Genomic DNA, 16628 nt, shown 5'->3' on the forward strand with positions numbered 1-16628 from the left:
CCCAGGTAGCTTCCGCTGAGTCTTTATAGCAAGGGCAGTTTATACTTCATTTCAGCTCTTCACCTGCAAAAGAAAACGCAGAAAATAGATAGCACTCAAGTATAAAACAGCCTTTCGTACAAGCACTTTTACTTTTAAACCATGAAAACTTACCAGAAAATACTGATGATCGGGGCGGCTTTGTCGCTTGGGTTATTGTTTCTGTTTCCGATGTGGAAGATTTTCTTAAAAGCGCCCCAGTACCCCGAAGGACTGGAATTACACATCTGGGTAAACAAGCTTGGGGGCAGCTCAGAAAGCGTTTTACAAAACTTTAATATCCTGAACCACTATATCGGGATGAAGCCGATCCATGCGAACTCGTTTGCCGAACTTAAATTTATGCCTTATATCGTAATCGCTTTTATGATAACTGGTGTAATAGCCGCGTTCATCGGAAAAAGAAAAATTATACTTGCCTGGACGGGGATGCTTATGTTGGGCGGCGCAGCCGGCATCCTCGACTTTTACCTGTGGCTGGTTAAATTCGGTACTAACCTGGACCCGACCGCGCCTATAAAAGTACCCGGCATGACCTATGTGCCACCGCTGCTGGGCAGCAAAACGCTACTGAACTTTGATGCATTATCGTTGCCGGCCTTAGGTAGTTTAGGAATTTTGCTGGCCGTAGTTCTGGCGCTAACGGTATATTGGCTAAGCGGCAAAACAGAAAAGCAGCTCGCAGCGCAGAGTTCTAAAAAAGTATTTGCATCATGAAAAACCTAACATTTTATCTTTTTGGGCTGATGGTGCTGGCCGTATTAGCTGGCTGCCAGGCAGAGCAGAAACCTATACCGTATGGGGCTGCCAACTGCGCACATTGCAACATGACCGTGGCAGATAACCGGTATGGAGCAGAATTGGTAAACGAGAAGGGCAAAGCTTATTTCTTCGATTCGGCGGAATGCCTGCTTGCTTACGCGAACGAGCAACCGGAGCAAACCGAAAAAGCAGCCTTCCTGCTGGTGTCTGATTATACCAAACCCGGCGAACTGATAAATGCCCGCGAAGCCTATTTCCTGCAATCAGCCAAACTGCCAAGCCCGATGGGTTATTACCTGACTACTATAGCCCAAGAAGCGGAAGCAGCTAAGATGCAACAGGAGTATGGCGGGCGTTTGCTAACCTGGAACGAAGCGGCAACTGCCGTTAAAAACAATGAAAGACCTGAATAAGCCCTGCTTTATATTTTTAACTTTTATACTGCTGCTTACAGTGGAGGTTGCCTTTGGCGCTACTCTGAAAGTATGTAAAACGTGTGCGTATACTTCGGTAAAACAGGCCATCAACAAAGCTAAACCCGGCGATACTATCCTTATTGAAGCTGGAAATTATAAGGAATACGGCATCGAAATAAATAAACCCCTTACCATACTTGGCAGAAATAAACCGGTGATCGATGGAAATAACAAAGGCCAGATCATGACGGTAACAGCCAGTAACGTTACCATCGAAGGCCTTACCCTGAAAAACATTGCCACCAGCTATCGCCAGGATGATGCCGCCATACGCGTGATCGAGCAGAGTAATGTTCGCATCCTGAATAACATCATCCTGAATACATACTTCGGTATCTACCTGCAAAATTCTGATAACTGTGTGGTGAAAGGTAACATAGTGAGCGGCAAAGATATAACCGGCCTGAACGAATCTGCGCTTGGCAACGCCATCCATTTATGGTATTGCGACAACGCCGTGATCAGCAATAACAAAGTAGAAGGGCACCGTGATGGGATTTACCTGGAGTTTGTAAAAGACAGCGAAGTAAAAAACAATCTCAGCCGCAACAACCTGCGTTACGGCCTTCACTTCATGTTCTCGGATCGGAATGTGTATACCCACAATACGTTCCGTAAAAACGGGGCAGGTGTGGCTGTGATGTATACCCGCGATATACGAATGGCACACAATACCTTTGAAGATAACTGGGGCGCTGCTTCGTATGGGTTACTCTTGAAAGAGATCACCAATAGTGCGATCTACAATAACAGGTTCAGCCGCAACACCACCGCCATTTACATGGAAAGCTCCAGCCGGCTGGATATCCAACAAAACGATTTTGATAAGAACGGCTGGGCGATCCGGTTGCTGAGCAGTTGCACCGAAGATACCTTTAAACTCAACAACTTTACCGGAAATTCTTTTGATGTGAGCACCAACGGCAACTCCACCATGAACTACTTCAAGCATAACTACTGGGACAAGTACAGCGGCTACGATCTGGATAAAAACCTGGTGGGCGATGTACCGTACCGGCCGGTAAGTTTATACGCGATGCTGGTAGAGCGCGTGCCACCTTCGGTTATGTTTATGCGCAGTTTTATGGTGGATATGCTGGATAACATTGAAAAAGTGCTGCCAAGTTTTATACCCGAAAACCTGGTAGACGAACAACCCATGATGAGAAAGATTAAACATGATAACGATAGAAAACTTACGCAAAACTTACGGTAAACTGCAGGTGCTGAATGATGTAAGTGTCAGCTTTGCGGCCGGAAGAGTGGTGTCGGTTATCGGGCCAAACGGTTCCGGCAAAACAACCCTGAGCAAATGTATACTGGGGATGGTGCTGCCGGATAGCGGCGATATTAAAATAGCAGGAGAGAGTATCCTTAAAAAGTATGCGTACCGCAGCCAGATCGGGTATATGCCGCAGATTGGGCGTTACCCCGAAAACATGAAGATCAGGCAGGTTATCAGCATGATCCGCGATATCCGGAAAGATGTGAAACAGGTAGATGAAGAACTGATCGGGCTGTACGGGCTAACTGCGATGTACAATAAAAGTATGGGTTCCTTATCGGGTGGTACCAAGCAGAAAGTTAGTGCGGCGCTGGCTTTTATGTTTGATCCTAAGATTCTGATCCTGGACGAACCAACCGCTGGCCTTGACCCTATTTCTGCGGAAATCCTGAAAAGCAAGATCCTGAAAGAAAAGAAAAAAGGAAAGCTGATTTTGATCACATCCCATATCATGAGCGAGGTGGAGGAGGTAGCCGACGAAGTGATGTGCCTGGTAGACGGCAGCGTAAAATTCCATGAAACCATTGCCGACATTAAAGCACAGACAAACGAAATGCGCCTGAGCAAAGCAATTGCCAAGATTATGAACGACGAGGAGGACTAAGCCATGAGCAAGATCATTAAATACGTTTTCTACGACATCATCAGAAACAAAATTGTACTCGGTTATACGTTGTTTTTGCTGCTGCTTTCCATCGGTTTATTTAACCTGAGCGGCAACCCCGATAAAGCCATACTTAGCTTACTGAACCTGGTGCTGTTAACGGTGCCGCTTATCAGTATTATTTTTGCGACCACGCACTTTTACAATTCCTATGAATTTATCGAGTTGCTGGTAGCGCAACCTATCAACCGCAAAAAGATCTTCCTGAGCGAGTACCTGGGCGTGGCCTGTTCGTTAGCTGGTGCGTTTATACTTGGCGTGGGTGTGCCTGTGCTGCTTTTCGGGGCAAGTATAACCGGTTTATACTTAATGCTGACAGGTATTTTTATCACATTCATTTTTGTGGCGATGGCCTTTCTGGCTTCCGTTATAACCCGCGATAAAGCCAAAGGCATTGGCATAGCATTGCTGCTGTGGTTTTATTTTGCTTTGATCTACGATGGCATCGTACTGTTTATACTTTATACTTTCGCAGATTACCCGTTAGAAAATGCCACGCTTGTCCTAACCGCGCTTAACCCCATAGACCTGGGCAGAATCATTGTTTTACTGAATCTGGATGTGTCGGCGTTAATGGGGTATACCGGCGCTTTGTACAAAAGTATACTGGGCAGCTTGTGGGGAATAGGGCTGGCGTTCGGGCTTTTACTACTCTGGATTGTGGTGCCTTACATTAGCTCGAGCAGTATATTTTCGAGGAGAGATCTTTAGATAGAAGTTGAATATTGAAGTCTAGAGTTATTTATAAATGCAAAAAAACGCAGACCATATGCCTGCGCTTTTTTGCATTTATAAAAGTATGGATTGTACCTACGTTTATAGCTGAAAAGTAACGGTTGCCTGTAACCTCCGTACGAAAACTTGGTTGTGTTTAACTCACCCACTTTCTAAGTTGAAAAGTATGAAATCAAAACAGATGCCGCTAAACAAAATTGCTACAGCTACGCTTTCCGGACATTTCAAGTATGACATGCTGATCGCTATTGGTTGGTACCGGTAGTTGCTGAAATAGTATCCACTTCAGAGTTTTGCGAAGTCGCCATCAAGTCCGGGTTGCGGATTTATCTCTTCAACGGAGCCAATCTTTACATCCTCCTGCATTGTATTATCATCGGTGGTATTACTGTTACAACTAAATGTAAAAGCACCTAAAAGTATAAATAATAGCTTTTTTACAGTATATAATGTTGGTAAGTTATCAAAAGCATACGACTTTCTACTTGGTTACAACTCATTGCGCAGCACAAGTTACTTACACTTATTTCGAAAGTATAAACTGCTTATACCTGATCGGCTGCGTACCATTCTGCAAACGAATTCTGAGTTTCCCAGAGTTTTATACTATGCAACTCAACATGCAAAGGCATTTGGTTTTGCAACCTGGTTTTAAAATCGAGCAGCATGTTTTCGCAAGTGGGCTGGTAAGGCGTAAGTACCAGCTTATGATGCAGTTTCTGCAAGGTTTCTACCAGTTCCGGGTTACTTGTATCGGGCAGCAGCAAGGCATGGTCCAGCTCATCCAGTATGGCGTGGTAAACAAGTTTTTTCAGGTTACCAAAGTCCATGACCATTCCGTTTTTAGGATGTTCCGTTGCTTCCAGGGGCGTACCAATTACGGTAACCTGTAACTTGTAAGAGTGCCCGTGTATGTTTCGGCAGGCGCCATCGTAACCGTTCAGCGCGTGCGCCATTTCAAAGGAAAAGAGGCGCGTTAACCTGATCTTCGCCATCTTCCTATTTTGTTATAGCCAACCCTTGTAATCTTGCCAGCCACAGCTGGTCTTCTGCTTCCAGTAATTCATCCAGCATCAGTACCTGTTTTTCCAACTCGTTTTTATAGATCAACGGCAGTTGTTCCTTGTAATATTGGATGCCCATCTGCAGGTTATCCCAAAAGCTTTGCAGGTATTTAAATTGCTTATCTGTCAGGTTTTCGAGCTGTTCTGATTTCTTGTTTTTCCAGTAGCTCACATACATTTTCAGTTCGTTGATGAACATATGCGGCCGGTACGTATCGTTCAGGGCATTAAAGCGGCCATAGATATGATCGACCATTTCCTGCAGTTTAAAGATGCCGGAGAAATAAGCCAGGTTCGGGCCCGGGCAAATGGTAACTGCTTTGGATGCCGCCTTTTTCCCAATTCCAAACAAGTGCAGCGCCGAGTTCGCCAAGCCATCGCACAGGCATTCTTTGGCCAGAACCTTGGCTTCTTCCATCAGGTACGTGATTTTATCCAGTTGCTGGGCCTGTAGCTGTTCGAGTTTGCGCCGCTGGTATTTGCGGGAGGCCGTACAAATGGGTTCGGTTGTAAACTCGGTATTAGATACCAAATGCTTTTTTATGCAAGGGCTTCCCGGTTTTCCTTTGTCGGCACGCTCTTTTTTTAGTAGCTCTCCGGATGTATCGCGCAGGGCATTAAACGGTACGCCCAATGGCGAAATAGGGCTTAAGTATAAATCTTCGGCTTTGGCGGCAGACAGTTGCTGCAGGGTAGGCTCATCTACCGTGGAAGCTTCGGGTACCAACAGGAAAGGTGTTCCCCAGCCGGTGGCATCAACCCCGTAATTTTCCATCAGGTAAGTATGTTCCTGGTGTGTTCCGATGCCGCCCTGCACCGTTACTTTCTGAACCGGAATATCGAGTGGAACATGCAAACCCTTGGTTGCCAGCGCTGCACTAAAAATACTGTAAAGCTCTTTTTTTAACGCCTCGCGGTTCTGCTTGAATTCTTCTAAAATCGGCCCGATCAGGTAGCCGTCGGTTGCAAAAGCGTGGCCGCCACAATTTAACCCGGACTCTATTCTGAACTCCGATACCCACAAGCCTTTCTTGGCAAGTATTTTTCCCTGCACCATTGCAGAACGGTAGTCGCTTACTTTTATAATAATCTGTTTTGAAAACCGGCCTTCAGCATCCGGGGAAAAAGCCGGAAACTGATCCATATACCCATACAAGCGCATGTTCATTCCGGCCGAAAAAATAACGGAGCTGCTTACGGTACTTTGCGCAAAACCGCGCACGGCAGCCATCGCATCGGCATACTCAGCAGGCAGCGGCTCGCCATCCGGACCGTAGTTGGTTTTATCCAGCTTGGTCATGATGTTCACATCTATACTTCCGGGTACTACCGCATCTCTTAGCTGAGCCTGCAAATGCGCTCTCCAGGCCGGTTCGGTAACCAGTTGCATTTCACGGTACTGTTCTTTGAGCGGAGTATTATCCGGCAGCATTTCAAAATACTTGGTCAGCTCGGTGCCTGCGGTAAAATCCTGCTCCTTCATCTCCGAAACCTGCTGCTTAACCAGCTCATCTACCAGGTTAAGGTAAGCTGTAATTCTTTTGGCCCGGTAATCTTCTTCCTTTACGGAGATGGGCACAAAGGGCTTTTTGTACTGTTGGCTGTAATGAGCGCGCACCTGCTCCAGAAGCGTATCATCGCTTAGAGACAGAACAGAAGAAATGCCGTAGCGGGCTACTTTCAGCGGCGAATCGATTGAAAAAGCCAGCCCCATAACAGGGATGTGAAATGTGTGCGGAGTAGCTAGTTGCATAAGCGGAATAGTGCAGTTAACGTATGGATCTCAATATTTGTCTTGTTAACCAGCAATTCTGATGATGCAGAACCTATCAGTTAGGTGCTCCGGAAGCAGGTATAGCTTCTGGAACTTGTAGCAGCATCGGGTTTAGTTTTCATTGCCGGAAGTGCCGCTAAGGTATAGGGGATCCGCCTGCATCAAAATGAGCAGCATCAGTTTAAGAAGTGACCTGCGTCATTTCTTTTTACCCAGATAGGACAGGTGTTGGTAGGCGAGGGACCGTTGCCGGGTGAGGAATAGGATAAATTAACCCTGAAAAAGTAGCGCAGAATTTTATACTTTAAAGTATGGATCTGAGCTGGTGCTTTTTATAATGTTCGATTTTGCCGGAAAACATAGCGGCCATTTTCTCGGCGCGCCATTTGGCTTCGGTTGCTTTTTCGCCGCTGAATAACTCATCTACCGTCGTAAAAAACAGGACCAGCCAGCGTTCGAAATGTGCTACATCAACAGGTAAGGTAATGTGTTTGGCGCCCGGCCTGCCCTGGTATGTTTGCTCGCCGAGCAGCACCGTTTGCCAGAAGCTGTACATAGTGGCCAGGTGTTTTTCCCATCTGTCTTCAATACGCACCTCAAACACAGGCCCCAGCATTTTATCGGCCCGCACCCGTGCGTAAAAAGTATCTACCAAAATTTTAACGTCTTCTAACTTCAGTATATCCTGTTTTTCGGTCATGTTATAAAGTATAAATTTTAGTCCGTATCAGGAGCTGCGAAATCAGCGCAACTCCTGATACGGGATATATCAGCTGCAACCCAGACTGTTGCCGCAGTTCAGGCATTTGTAGCAGGTACCGGAGCGAATGGTGATGTGCCCGCACACATTACACACCGGCGCATCGCCCATCATATTGGCCAGCACCTGCTGCGTTTGCTCCAGTAACACGGTGCGGCGCTTGGTTACAACAGTATAACCATCAGCATTAGTTTTAGGAACCGATTTTTCTGGGGTGGCAAGTATAACTTTTGGGGTTTCCGGCTGTGTTTCGTTCAGGATCTCCGGTTCTTCGGGCTGCACATGTACCAGGTCTGTGCGGTTGAGGTATTCATAGCCCAGCATCCTGAAAATATAATCGAATACAGAGGTCGCGGATTTTATATTGGGATGCTCCACACGACCAGCCGGCTCGAAACGGGTAAACGTAAAGCGGTTCACAAATTCTTCCAGCGGCACGCCATACTGCAACCCAAGCGACACCGAAATGGCAAAGCAGTTGAGGATAGACCGGAACGAAGCGCCTTCCTTATACATATCAATAAACAATTCTCCCAGCGAGCCATCTGCATACTCGCCCGTCCGGATGTAAACCGTGTGGCCGTCTATCTTTGCTTTTTGGGTAAAACCGTTGCGTTTGTCCGGCAACTTGCGGCGCTCCACCATGCGCGATAATTGCTGCCGGAACACTTCACTTTCTGAATTTGAAAGGATGGCTTGCGCCGCTTTCAGCACTTGCTCGGAGTTATACTTTTCTTCGGCTGCTTTTGCTTCGGTTTCAGTCGAATCAGCGCTGCTGCTTTTAGAAGAAAGTGGTTGAGACAGTTTGCTGCCATCGCGGTATATAGAGCAGGCTTTCAAGCCCAGTTCACACGACAGTTCATAGCAACGCGCAATTTCTTCTGCTGTGGTTTCGTGGGGCAGGTTGATGGTTTTGGAGATAGCCCCGGATATATAGGGTTGCACCGCCGCCATCATTTTAATATGCCCATCGGCCAGGATAAAGCGTTTGCCCTTGCTGCCACAGCGGTTAGCGCAGTCAAATACCGGGTAGTGTTTTTCTTTTAAGTATGGTGCTCCTTCCACGGTCATGGTGCCGCACACGTATTCATTGGCTTCTTCAATTTGGCTGGCAGTATAGCCGAGCGCCTGCAACAAATTAAACTCCAGGCTCTGGTACTGCTCCGAAGTATAACCCAGGCGTTCCAGGCAGGCAGCGCCCAGCGTATAAAAACTGAACAGCGAAGCCACATCGTAAGCGGTAGGCAGGGCGGCTTCGAGTTGCGCAATTTCTGCCGGTAAAAGTCCTGCAGCCAGTAACGCCTCCGGGTTAATATGAGGCGCATCTATCAGCGAAGTATGGCCTTTGGCGTAGTTCACGATGCTTTCTATTTCATCGGAAGTATAACCCAGTTTTTGCAGCGCGGCAAGCAAGGATTGGTTGATGATCTTAAAGTAGCCGCCACCTGATAATTTTTTATACTTCACCAGCGCATAATCCGGTTCAACGCCGGTCGTGTCGCAATCCATCAGCAAACCGATGGTGCCCGTAGGCGCAATTACAGTAGCCTGTGCGTTGCGGTAGCCATACTTTTCTCCCAGCGCTAACGCTTTATCCCAGACGCGTTGTGCTGCTTTCAGTAAATATTCCGGGCAAAGCTGCTGGTGCAAGCCTACCGGTTTTATACTTAAGTGTTCGTAATTATCGGGTTGGTTGTAGGTGGCGTAGCGGTGGTTCCGGATCACACGCAACATCGCTTCGCGGTTCATTTCATACTTGTTAAAAGCTCCTAAACCGGCCGCTATTTCTGCTGAGGTCCGGTAAGCGGTGCCAGTCATGAGGGAGGTGATTCCGGCGGCCAAAGCGCGTGCTTCTTCGCTGTCGTAAGGCAGGCCCTGCACCATCAGCAAAGCACCCAGATTGGCATAACCTAATCCGATGGTTCTGTAATCGAAAGAGCGCTGCGCCACGGCTTCGGAAGGGAACTGCGCCATCAAAACAGATATTTCCAGCACAACCGTCCATAAACGGCAGGCATGTTCAAAAGCGGCCACATCAAATTGCTGCATGGTTTCATCGTAAAAACGGAGCAGGTTCAAGGAAGCCAGGTTGCAGGCCGTATCATCCAGGAACATATACTCTGAGCATGGATTTGAGGCGTTAATTTTGCCCTCGGCAGGGCTGGTGTGCCACTCGTTTATCGTGGTATCGAACTGTACGCCGGGGTCGGCACAGGCCCAAGCGGCATCGGCCACCTGTTTCCATAAAGTGCGGGCAGGTATTGATTTGAGGATGCGGCCATCCGTTCGTGCTGTTAAATGCCAGTCGCCCTTTTCATGCAGTGCTTTAAAGAACGTGTTGGGTACCCGGATGGAGTTATTGGAATTTTGCCCGGAAACGGTGGCGTAAGCTTCTCCTTCGTAATCGGATGAATAACCGGCAGCGATCAGGGCAGCTACTTTTTTCTCTTCTTCTTTTTTCCAGTTGATAAATTCCTGTATCTCGGGGTGGTCCAGATCCAGACACACCATCTTAGCCGCACGGCGTGTAGTACCACCCGATTTGATAGCGCCGGCAGCGCGGTCGTTCACTTTCAGAAAAGACATAAGCCCGGAAGAAGTACCACCACCCGACAGCTTTTCGTCTTTGCCCCGTACACCCGAAAAATTGGTGCCTACGCCGGAGCCATACTTAAAAATGCGCGCTTCCTGTGTCAGCAGATCCATAAGGCCGCCTTTGTTGGCCAGATCATCCTTTACCGAAAGTATAAAACAGGCATGGGGCTGTGGCCTTTCGAAAGCCGAAGTAGACTCTCTCAGTTCTTCTGTTTCAGGATCAACATAAAAATGCCCTTGTGCTGTGCCCGTGATGCCATACGAACTATAAAGCCCTGTATTAAACCACTGCGGTGAATTGGGGGCGGCATATTGGCCCAGCAGCATGTAAACCAGTTCGTCATAAAACACCTGCGCATCCTGTTCCGAGGCAAAATAACTAGACCTGTTTCCCCATTGTTGCCAGCAATTTACCAGCCGGTGTACGACTTGTTTTACAGACGTTTCGGAGCCAAGGCTGCCATCCGGTTGCGGTACGCCTGCTTTGCGCAAATATTTCTGGGCCATTATATCGGTAGCGATCTGCGACCAATGCGCCGGCACTTCCACATCCTTCAGTTCGGTCACTATATCGCCGGCAGGGTTGCGGATAGTAGAGGAGCGGAGTTCATAGGTAAACTGTTGGTATGGTGAGGCGTTGGGAGTTGTAAATTTTCTTTTGAAGGTGAGGCTTTTATCGTGGAATACTGTGGCTTTTTTCATGGGGTTAGGAGAAGAGTACTTTATTGTGAACAAGCAGAATAAGTATTCAAAGGTGCTATATAGATTTCCCAACGGAAATGATAAAGATCATTTTAATAAAAGACTTTTGTATCTTCTTTTGTGAAATCAACCTGATACTTTTGTAACAATACGAAGTAAGACTTTTAATCTTAACGACATGGAAATCACACAAACAATTGACACACTGGATGTAACCGTTCTGGAGCCCCGCATGAAACACCCGACCATTTTTGAATGGTTCGATAAACTAAAAGGCGGAGAAGCTTTTGTAATTCATAACGACCACGACCCGAAACCGCTGTATTACCAGTTGTTGGGCGAGCGTGGCAATATTTTTAAATGGGAGTACCTGGAGCAGGGCCCGGAAGTATGGGAAGTACGCATCAGTAAACTAACACCAGCCGAAGGAGAGACCGTGGGCGAACTGGTTGCAAAAGATTTCCGAAAGGCGCAGGTGTTTAAAAAGTATGGCATCGACTTTTGCTGTGGCGGTAAAAAAACGGTAGCCCAGGTTTGCGAAGAAAAAGGCATCAGCCAGGATGTACTCGAGCACGAGTTACTGGCAATGGACGAAGCCGAGCAAACCCGGCAAGCCGAATACGATAAATGGGAGCCCGGTTTTCTGGCAGATTATATCGTGAACATGCACCACAGTTATGTGCGCGAAGCTATCCCGGCACTCTATGAATACACTACAAAAATAGCCCGCGTGCATGGCAAAAACCACCCGGAGTTACTCGAAGTTGTAAAGCATTTTACAAATGTTGCCAACGAACTGGAAGCGCATATGCCGAAAGAGGAGCGCGTTTTATTTCCATACATCAAGCAGCTAAGCGAAGCCAAGATAAGCAGTGTTAAAATAGAACCGGCATCCTTCGGTACAATCCAAAACCCGATTAATATGATGGAAATGGAGCACGACCACGCCGGACGTGAGCTGGAAATGATCCGGGAACTGACGAATGATTATACATTGCCTGCCGATGCCTGCGCTACCTATACCGTTGCTTTCAAAAAACTGAAGGAGTTTGAAGATGATCTTTTCCGCCACATCCACTTAGAGAACAATATCCTGTTTCCGAAAGCAGTGGAGTTGGAAAAAGAAGTTGTGAAATAAAGAACTTAGTCTGTACCAGGGCTTTCAGAAAAAAGGAAACAAACTTAATATTTTATATTTCCCTGTAACCCACCCAGCCCCTCCGATGAGGGGAATATCCGAAAGTATAAGCTTCCCTCTCTAGAGGGGCTGGGGTAGGTTATTTTTATTTATAAGTTTCTGCTACAGCCATAAAACCATCAGGTCATGAAAAAGACATTAGCACCTCAGAAAAGAGACAAAAGTCTGATTCCACTTTCGCGCGAGCACCATTTTGGCTTACTATTTTGCTGGAAGATCCGGCAGGGGTTAAACAACGGCACCGACCTGGAACTGCTGCGCAGTTATGTGCGCTACTTTTGGGAAAACATATTGAAAGCACATTGCGAGGAAGAAGAATGGCTGCTGAACCGCCTCCTGAAAGAAGACGATACTGTTCGGGAACGATTGGCAGAAGAACATCATCTGATCCATTCGATTGTGGAGTTGATCGAGAGCGGCAACAAAATAAACAGCAAAATTCAAAAAGAGCTGTTTAAAGTACTGGAGCGAGACCTGACCGACCACATCCGGTGGGAAGAACGCGAGCTTTTTCCATACCTGCAGGCTGTTACCAGCCCAGCTGAAATGGAGCTTGCCAGGGAAATGCTGAATCACAAACACGAACCACGGCTCGACGACTTCACCCCAAATTTCTGGATACCAAAAGTACAAGCTGAGTAACCATGAAGATAGCAGCCATTACCAAAATTTCTGCGCTGATAAAAGAGAACCCGGAGGCGATAGATACGATAGCAAGTATAAACGGGCATTTTGAAAAGCTGCGTAACCCGTTGCTTCGCAAAGTGCTGGCTTCGCGGGTAACCATAGCCGATGCCGCGCGCATCGGTGGCTGCGATGTAGAGTTGTTTTTCCAGAAACTGGCGCCTCTGGGTTTTGTGGTAGAAGGTAAGTTTGTTCATATTCCAAACCAACACGCAGAAGCTGCCTCAATAGAATCACCGGCGTACCTAAAAAACCTTCCGGAAAGTAATTTGATTACGTTGGATGTTCGAGAAGCGATTACGGAAGGCAAAGATCCGTTTACGCAAATAATGAGTGCCGTAAAAGAAGTTACTCCCGGAAAAGCGCTGCTGCTGATCAACACCTTTGAACCTACACCACTGCTGGAAATTCTCAAAAAGAAGAACTTCCAATACCATCTTGATACGAAGTCTGAGAACCTGGTTTATACCTACTTCTGGCCTGAAAACAAAACGAGAAGTATAGCTGAACCAAGTTTAGAAGGTGCTGATACTGAATTTGAAACTGGCATCGCACGCTTTGCCGGAAAAGTAAAACGCATTGATGTGCGCCACCTGGAAATGCCGCAGCCCATGGTTACGATCCTGAGCGAACTGGAAGATTTAGCCCCCGACGAAGCGCTATATGTAGTGCACAAACGGGTGCCGCAGTTTTTGTTGCCGCAATTGCAGGAGCGTGGCTTCCAGTTAAATATTAGCGAAGCAGGCCCTGACCAAGTATACTTACTCATCTATACCTAAACAAATTATGAGCACCGCCACGTCATCCAATTCTCCGGGCAAATGGGTTGTGCTGCCGCATTACGCTTTTGCTGCCCTGGCTTTTGTTGCCTTAAGTATACTTTTGCTTTTCTCTACAGATGCGTTCGGTGGCCATTACTTCCATCCCAAACTACTGACCTTAACACACGTGGCCACACTTGGATGGGCCACCATGCTCATTTTTGGGGCGCTGTACCAGTTGCTGCCTGTGGTGCTGGATTGCAAACTATACTCTGAAAAACTGGGTATTTTTGCCTTCGGGTTTCTGGGCATCGGCACTATACTTTTGGCTTGGTGTTTCTGGCATTTCGAGCTGGGGTACAGCATGCACCTGGCCGCCTGTAGTCTGGTAATCTCTTTTATACTTTTCACGATCAACGTGATACAAACAGCACGGCTGGCTCCCAAGTGGACCATTGAGTCTGATTTCATTGTAACGTCGGCTATCTGGTTATTAGTAACTGGTATTGTAGGCCTGGTGATGGTGCTTAACTTTACCATGGCTTTTCTGCCGGTAGAGCATACCCACTACCTTAAACTGCACGCACACATTGGTATGAGTGGTTGGTTTTTGCTTTTAATTATAGGGGTAGGAGCAAAGCTGATCCCGATGTTTTTGCTGGCACATGCCGAGCGTACTGAAAAGCTGAACTGGAGCTATAATCTGATCAATGTAGGGCTTGTATTTTTCATCATCGACCACATTTTTCTACACACCGTTTTTCTGCCTGTTTATGCAGCGTTGGTAGTGGCTGGTGTGGCATTGTTTTTACTTTTTATTTACGAAACTGCTAAAACCCGCAAGCGTCAGGATGTAGACCTGGGTATGAAACAGACCTTCGTAGCTTTGGCTTTGCTATTGCTGCCGCTTTTACTGGTAATGGTGATAAGCAGCCAGTTAAACTTCCCGCAACAACTATTATCCGCTGTTTACCTGGTATATGGCATCTCGGTTTTCCTGGGGTTTATTTCTGCGCTTATACTTGGGCAAACCTTTAAAACATTACCTTTCATTGTCTGGATGCACGCGTACGAAAATTACGTGGGCCGCTTTAAAACTCCTTTGCCTAAAGACCTTTACAGCCATACACTGCAACGCTGGCAGAATGTCTTTTACCTGCTTGGGTTTATACTTTTGATAACCGGCGTTCTGTTTCAAAACCAACAAATCATACTTGCGGGAGCCATCGGATTTACCTTAACATCAATTCTGTACACCATAAATGTGTATAAACTATTGCTGCACAAAGTTCAGGAACTAAAACCTTTCACCTATGGAAAAGCAAGTGTCTGAGGATTTCGGGCAGCAAGTGTTCGAAACCCTAAAGTATATAATCGACCCGGAAGTGGGCATTAACATCGTGGACCTTGGCCTGGTGTATGAAGTAAGCCTTGCAGGCGATACCCTCGAAATTGCCCTGACACTAACCACGCAGGGCTGCCCCATGAGCGGCACGATCATAAATGCAGCAGATCAAATTTTAAAGGAGCGTTTTCCGGACCTCGACGTACATGTAAACCTGGTGTGGTCGCCGCCCTGGACAATTGATATGATGACTGAGGACGGAATGCGGCAGCTGGAAGGGAAATAATATTTTATACATTACATTTGCGGGATCAGCTTTAAACGGTTTGTATGATTTTATCCAAAACAACTGAATATGCCTTGCGCGCCGTCGTTTACATTGCGCTTGCTGCTGCTGCTCAGCACAAAGCTGGTATAAAACAAATAGCAGCTGAGCTCGATCTGCCCGTTCATTTCATAGGAAAAATACTGCAGGACCTGGTTCGTAAAAATATTATCGCTTCCAGCAAAGGCCCCGGTGGCGGCTTTTACATGCAACGCAACGCCCACGAAATCACCATACTCGAAATAGTGCGCAGCATTGATGGTGTCGAGCTTTTCAGGAGGTGCGGCATGGGCATGCAACATTGTTCCGATACGCATCCATGCCCGCTGCACGACGATTTTAAAGTGATCCGCGATAAATTGTTGCACGTTTTAAGTTCCAGGACCGTAGGCAACCTCGTTGAAAGTATAAATACCGGTACAGCCTCCATCATCAACATTCACAAAGTATAAATAAAGTATGAATGTTCTATTCTTCAGTGCCAAGCCTTACGATATTCATTTCTTTAACCAAGCCAACCAGGAAGACGCGCATCAACTAACTTTTCTGGAAGTGCCGCTTAACCACAATACGGCTGCCCTGATCAAAGGGGAGGAGGCTGTCTGTGTGTTTGTGAATGATACAGTTGATGCTGCGGTGTTGCAGATTATGGCAACTGCCGGTGTAAAAGTAATTGTACTGCGCTGTGCCGGCTATAACAACGTAGACCTGCGCGTGGCACAGGAACTGGGCATTAAGGTGGTGCGTGTGCCTGCGTACTCGCCGTATGCCGTTGCCGAACATACCTTGGCACTTATACTTACCCTTAACCGTAAAACACACCGGGCATACAACCGCGTGCGAGAGGGTAATTTTGCACTGAGCGGTCTGATGGGCTTTGACCTGCACGGGCGCACCGTCGGGCTCATCGGCTTAGGAAAGATTGGTTTGGTTACGGCCCGTATCCTGAAAGGCTTTGGTTGCCGGGTGCTGGGCTACGACATCAGTAAAAGCAACGAAACAGAAGAGATTGGAGTGGAGTTTACAGACCTCGACAGCGTTTACAGCCAATCCGATATTATCTCGCTGCATTGCCCGCTCACTCCGCAAACCTTTCACCTGATCAATGCGGAATCGCTGGGTAAAATGAAAGATGGTGTGATGCTGATCAATACAAGTCGTGGGGCCATTATAGATACCAAAGCCGTAATCGAAGGACTCAAGAAAGAAAAAATTAGCTACCTGGGCCTGGATGTGTACGAAGAAGGAGGCGACCTTTTCTTTGAAGACCTGTCTGATAAAGTAATTCAGGATGATACGTTTATGCGCCTGTTGTCTTTCAACAACGTACTTATAACCGGCCATCAGGCTTTTTTTACCACCGATGCCCTGCAAAGTATAGCCCAGATCACCTTACAGAATGTTTCCGATTTTGAAGCCGGTAAACCGCTTCAGAATGAAGTGTTATCCTGATTCAGAA

16 protein-coding genes are annotated in these 16628 nt (G+C 47.0%); 12 read left to right on the forward strand and 4 right to left on the reverse strand.

Annotation, left to right across the window (positions count from 1 at the left end; all coding sequences use genetic code 11):
* The first annotated feature begins 141 nt into the window (after positions 1-141).
* Genes DP923_RS06065 through DP923_RS06085 form a run of 5 tightly spaced genes read left to right on the forward strand, consistent with a single transcriptional unit; the run spans position 142 to position 3937 of the window.
* Positions 142-756, forward strand: a complete 615-nt coding sequence (locus DP923_RS06065) for a hypothetical protein (RefSeq protein WP_112304964.1) — start codon at positions 142-144, stop codon at positions 754-756.
* Entirely contained in the window at positions 753-1214 is a 462-nt protein-coding gene (locus tag DP923_RS06070) for a nitrous oxide reductase accessory protein NosL (protein WP_112304965.1), read from the forward strand. The genes DP923_RS06065 and DP923_RS06070 overlap by 4 nt, the downstream gene beginning before the upstream one ends.
* Entirely contained in the window at positions 1198-2493 is a 1296-nt protein-coding gene (locus tag DP923_RS06075) for a nitrous oxide reductase family maturation protein NosD (protein WP_112304966.1), read from the forward strand. Before DP923_RS06070 ends, DP923_RS06075 begins: the two co-directional genes overlap by 17 nt.
* Entirely contained in the window at positions 2456-3166 is a 711-nt protein-coding gene (locus DP923_RS06080; RefSeq protein ID WP_112304967.1) for an ABC transporter ATP-binding protein, read from the forward strand. The genes DP923_RS06075 and DP923_RS06080 overlap by 38 nt, the downstream gene beginning before the upstream one ends.
* A gap of 3 nt (positions 3167-3169) precedes the next feature.
* The gene (locus DP923_RS06085; protein WP_112304968.1) at positions 3170-3937 is read left to right on the forward strand and encodes an ABC transporter permease subunit; all 768 of its coding nucleotides are present in this window, start codon (positions 3170-3172) and stop codon (positions 3935-3937) included.
* A gap of 569 nt (positions 3938-4506) precedes the next feature.
* On the opposite strand, the gene DP923_RS06090 is transcribed toward DP923_RS06085, so the two are convergent.
* The 4 genes from DP923_RS06090 to DP923_RS06105 form a co-directional block, all read right to left on the reverse strand.
* Positions 4507-4956 carry a 6-pyruvoyl trahydropterin synthase family protein gene (locus DP923_RS06090; RefSeq protein ID WP_112304969.1) on the reverse strand — a complete coding sequence of 150 codons (450 nt, stop codon included), beginning with the start codon at positions 4954-4956 and terminating at the stop codon, positions 4507-4509.
* Between the two features lie 4 nt (positions 4957-4960).
* A complete protein-coding gene (locus DP923_RS06095; protein WP_112304970.1) occupies positions 4961-6778 on the reverse strand; it encodes a hypothetical protein in 1818 nt (605 codons plus the stop codon).
* Positions 6779-7103: 325 nt separating this feature from the next.
* Entirely contained in the window at positions 7104-7499 is a 396-nt protein-coding gene (locus DP923_RS06100; RefSeq protein WP_112304971.1) for a group III truncated hemoglobin, read from the reverse strand.
* 69 nt (positions 7500-7568) lie between these two features.
* Complete coding sequence (locus tag DP923_RS06105; RefSeq protein WP_112304972.1) at positions 7569-10856, reverse strand: vitamin B12-dependent ribonucleotide reductase; 3288 nt, start codon at positions 10854-10856, stop codon at positions 7569-7571.
* 178 nt (positions 10857-11034) lie between these two features.
* On the opposite strand from DP923_RS06105, the gene ric reads away from it, so the two are divergent.
* From ric to DP923_RS06140, 7 genes are all read left to right on the forward strand, one after another.
* A complete protein-coding gene (ric, locus tag DP923_RS06110; protein ID WP_112304973.1) occupies positions 11035-11994 on the forward strand; it encodes an iron-sulfur cluster repair di-iron protein in 960 nt (319 codons plus the stop codon).
* A gap of 186 nt (positions 11995-12180) precedes the next feature.
* Entirely contained in the window at positions 12181-12696 is a 516-nt protein-coding gene (locus tag DP923_RS06115) for a hemerythrin domain-containing protein (protein WP_112304974.1), read from the forward strand.
* 2 nt (positions 12697-12698) lie between these two features.
* Positions 12699-13517: a DUF2249 domain-containing protein gene (locus DP923_RS06120; protein WP_112304975.1), complete on the forward strand. Its 819-nt coding sequence runs from the start codon at positions 12699-12701 to the stop codon at positions 13515-13517.
* A gap of 7 nt (positions 13518-13524) precedes the next feature.
* Positions 13525-14832, forward strand: a complete 1308-nt coding sequence (locus tag DP923_RS06125; protein WP_112304976.1) for a hypothetical protein — start codon at positions 13525-13527, stop codon at positions 14830-14832.
* On the forward strand, positions 14813-15130 hold the full coding sequence (locus DP923_RS06130; RefSeq protein ID WP_112304977.1) for a metal-sulfur cluster assembly factor: 318 nt from the start codon (positions 14813-14815) through the stop codon (positions 15128-15130). Before DP923_RS06125 ends, DP923_RS06130 begins: the two co-directional genes overlap by 20 nt.
* Positions 15131-15174: 44 nt before the next feature.
* Entirely contained in the window at positions 15175-15621 is a 447-nt protein-coding gene (locus DP923_RS06135) for an RrF2 family transcriptional regulator (RefSeq protein ID WP_112304978.1), read from the forward strand.
* Positions 15622-15628: 7 nt separating this feature from the next.
* A complete protein-coding gene (locus tag DP923_RS06140; protein WP_112304979.1) occupies positions 15629-16621 on the forward strand; it encodes a 2-hydroxyacid dehydrogenase in 993 nt (330 codons plus the stop codon).
* Positions 16622-16628: the final 7 nt, after the last annotated feature.

The sequence above is a fragment of the Pontibacter arcticus genome (genome assembly GCF_003284895.1).
Lineage (GTDB): Bacteria > Bacteroidota > Bacteroidia > Cytophagales > Hymenobacteraceae > Pontibacter > Pontibacter arcticus.

Excerpts from the sequence above, each read along its gene's own strand:
- DP923_RS06065 (WP_112304964.1), top strand. The coding sequence starts at position 142 with ATGAAAACTTACCAGAAAATACTGATGATCGGGGCGGCTTTGTCGCTT.
- DP923_RS06070 (WP_112304965.1), top strand. The coding sequence starts at position 753 with ATGAAAAACCTAACATTTTATCTTTTTGGGCTGATGGTGCTGGCCGTA.
- DP923_RS06075 (WP_112304966.1), top strand. The coding sequence starts at position 1,198 with ATGAAAGACCTGAATAAGCCCTGCTTTATATTTTTAACTTTTATACTG.
- DP923_RS06080 (WP_112304967.1), top strand. The coding sequence starts at position 2,456 with ATGATAACGATAGAAAACTTACGCAAAACTTACGGTAAACTGCAGGTG.
- DP923_RS06085 (WP_112304968.1), top strand. The coding sequence starts at position 3,170 with ATGAGCAAGATCATTAAATACGTTTTCTACGACATCATCAGAAACAAA.
- DP923_RS06090 (WP_112304969.1), bottom strand. The coding sequence starts at position 4,956 with ATGGCGAAGATCAGGTTAACGCGCCTCTTTTCCTTTGAAATGGCGCAC.
- DP923_RS06095 (WP_112304970.1), bottom strand. The coding sequence starts at position 6,778 with ATGCAACTAGCTACTCCGCACACATTTCACATCCCTGTTATGGGGCTG.
- DP923_RS06100 (WP_112304971.1), bottom strand. The coding sequence starts at position 7,499 with ATGACCGAAAAACAGGATATACTGAAGTTAGAAGACGTTAAAATTTTG.
- DP923_RS06105 (WP_112304972.1), bottom strand. The coding sequence starts at position 10,856 with ATGAAAAAAGCCACAGTATTCCACGATAAAAGCCTCACCTTCAAAAGA.
- ric (WP_112304973.1), top strand. The coding sequence starts at position 11,035 with ATGGAAATCACACAAACAATTGACACACTGGATGTAACCGTTCTGGAG.
- DP923_RS06115 (WP_112304974.1), top strand. The coding sequence starts at position 12,181 with ATGAAAAAGACATTAGCACCTCAGAAAAGAGACAAAAGTCTGATTCCA.
- DP923_RS06120 (WP_112304975.1), top strand. The coding sequence starts at position 12,699 with ATGAAGATAGCAGCCATTACCAAAATTTCTGCGCTGATAAAAGAGAAC.
- DP923_RS06125 (WP_112304976.1), top strand. The coding sequence starts at position 13,525 with ATGAGCACCGCCACGTCATCCAATTCTCCGGGCAAATGGGTTGTGCTG.
- DP923_RS06130 (WP_112304977.1), top strand. The coding sequence starts at position 14,813 with ATGGAAAAGCAAGTGTCTGAGGATTTCGGGCAGCAAGTGTTCGAAACC.
- DP923_RS06135 (WP_112304978.1), top strand. The coding sequence starts at position 15,175 with ATGATTTTATCCAAAACAACTGAATATGCCTTGCGCGCCGTCGTTTAC.
- DP923_RS06140 (WP_112304979.1), top strand. The coding sequence starts at position 15,629 with ATGAATGTTCTATTCTTCAGTGCCAAGCCTTACGATATTCATTTCTTT.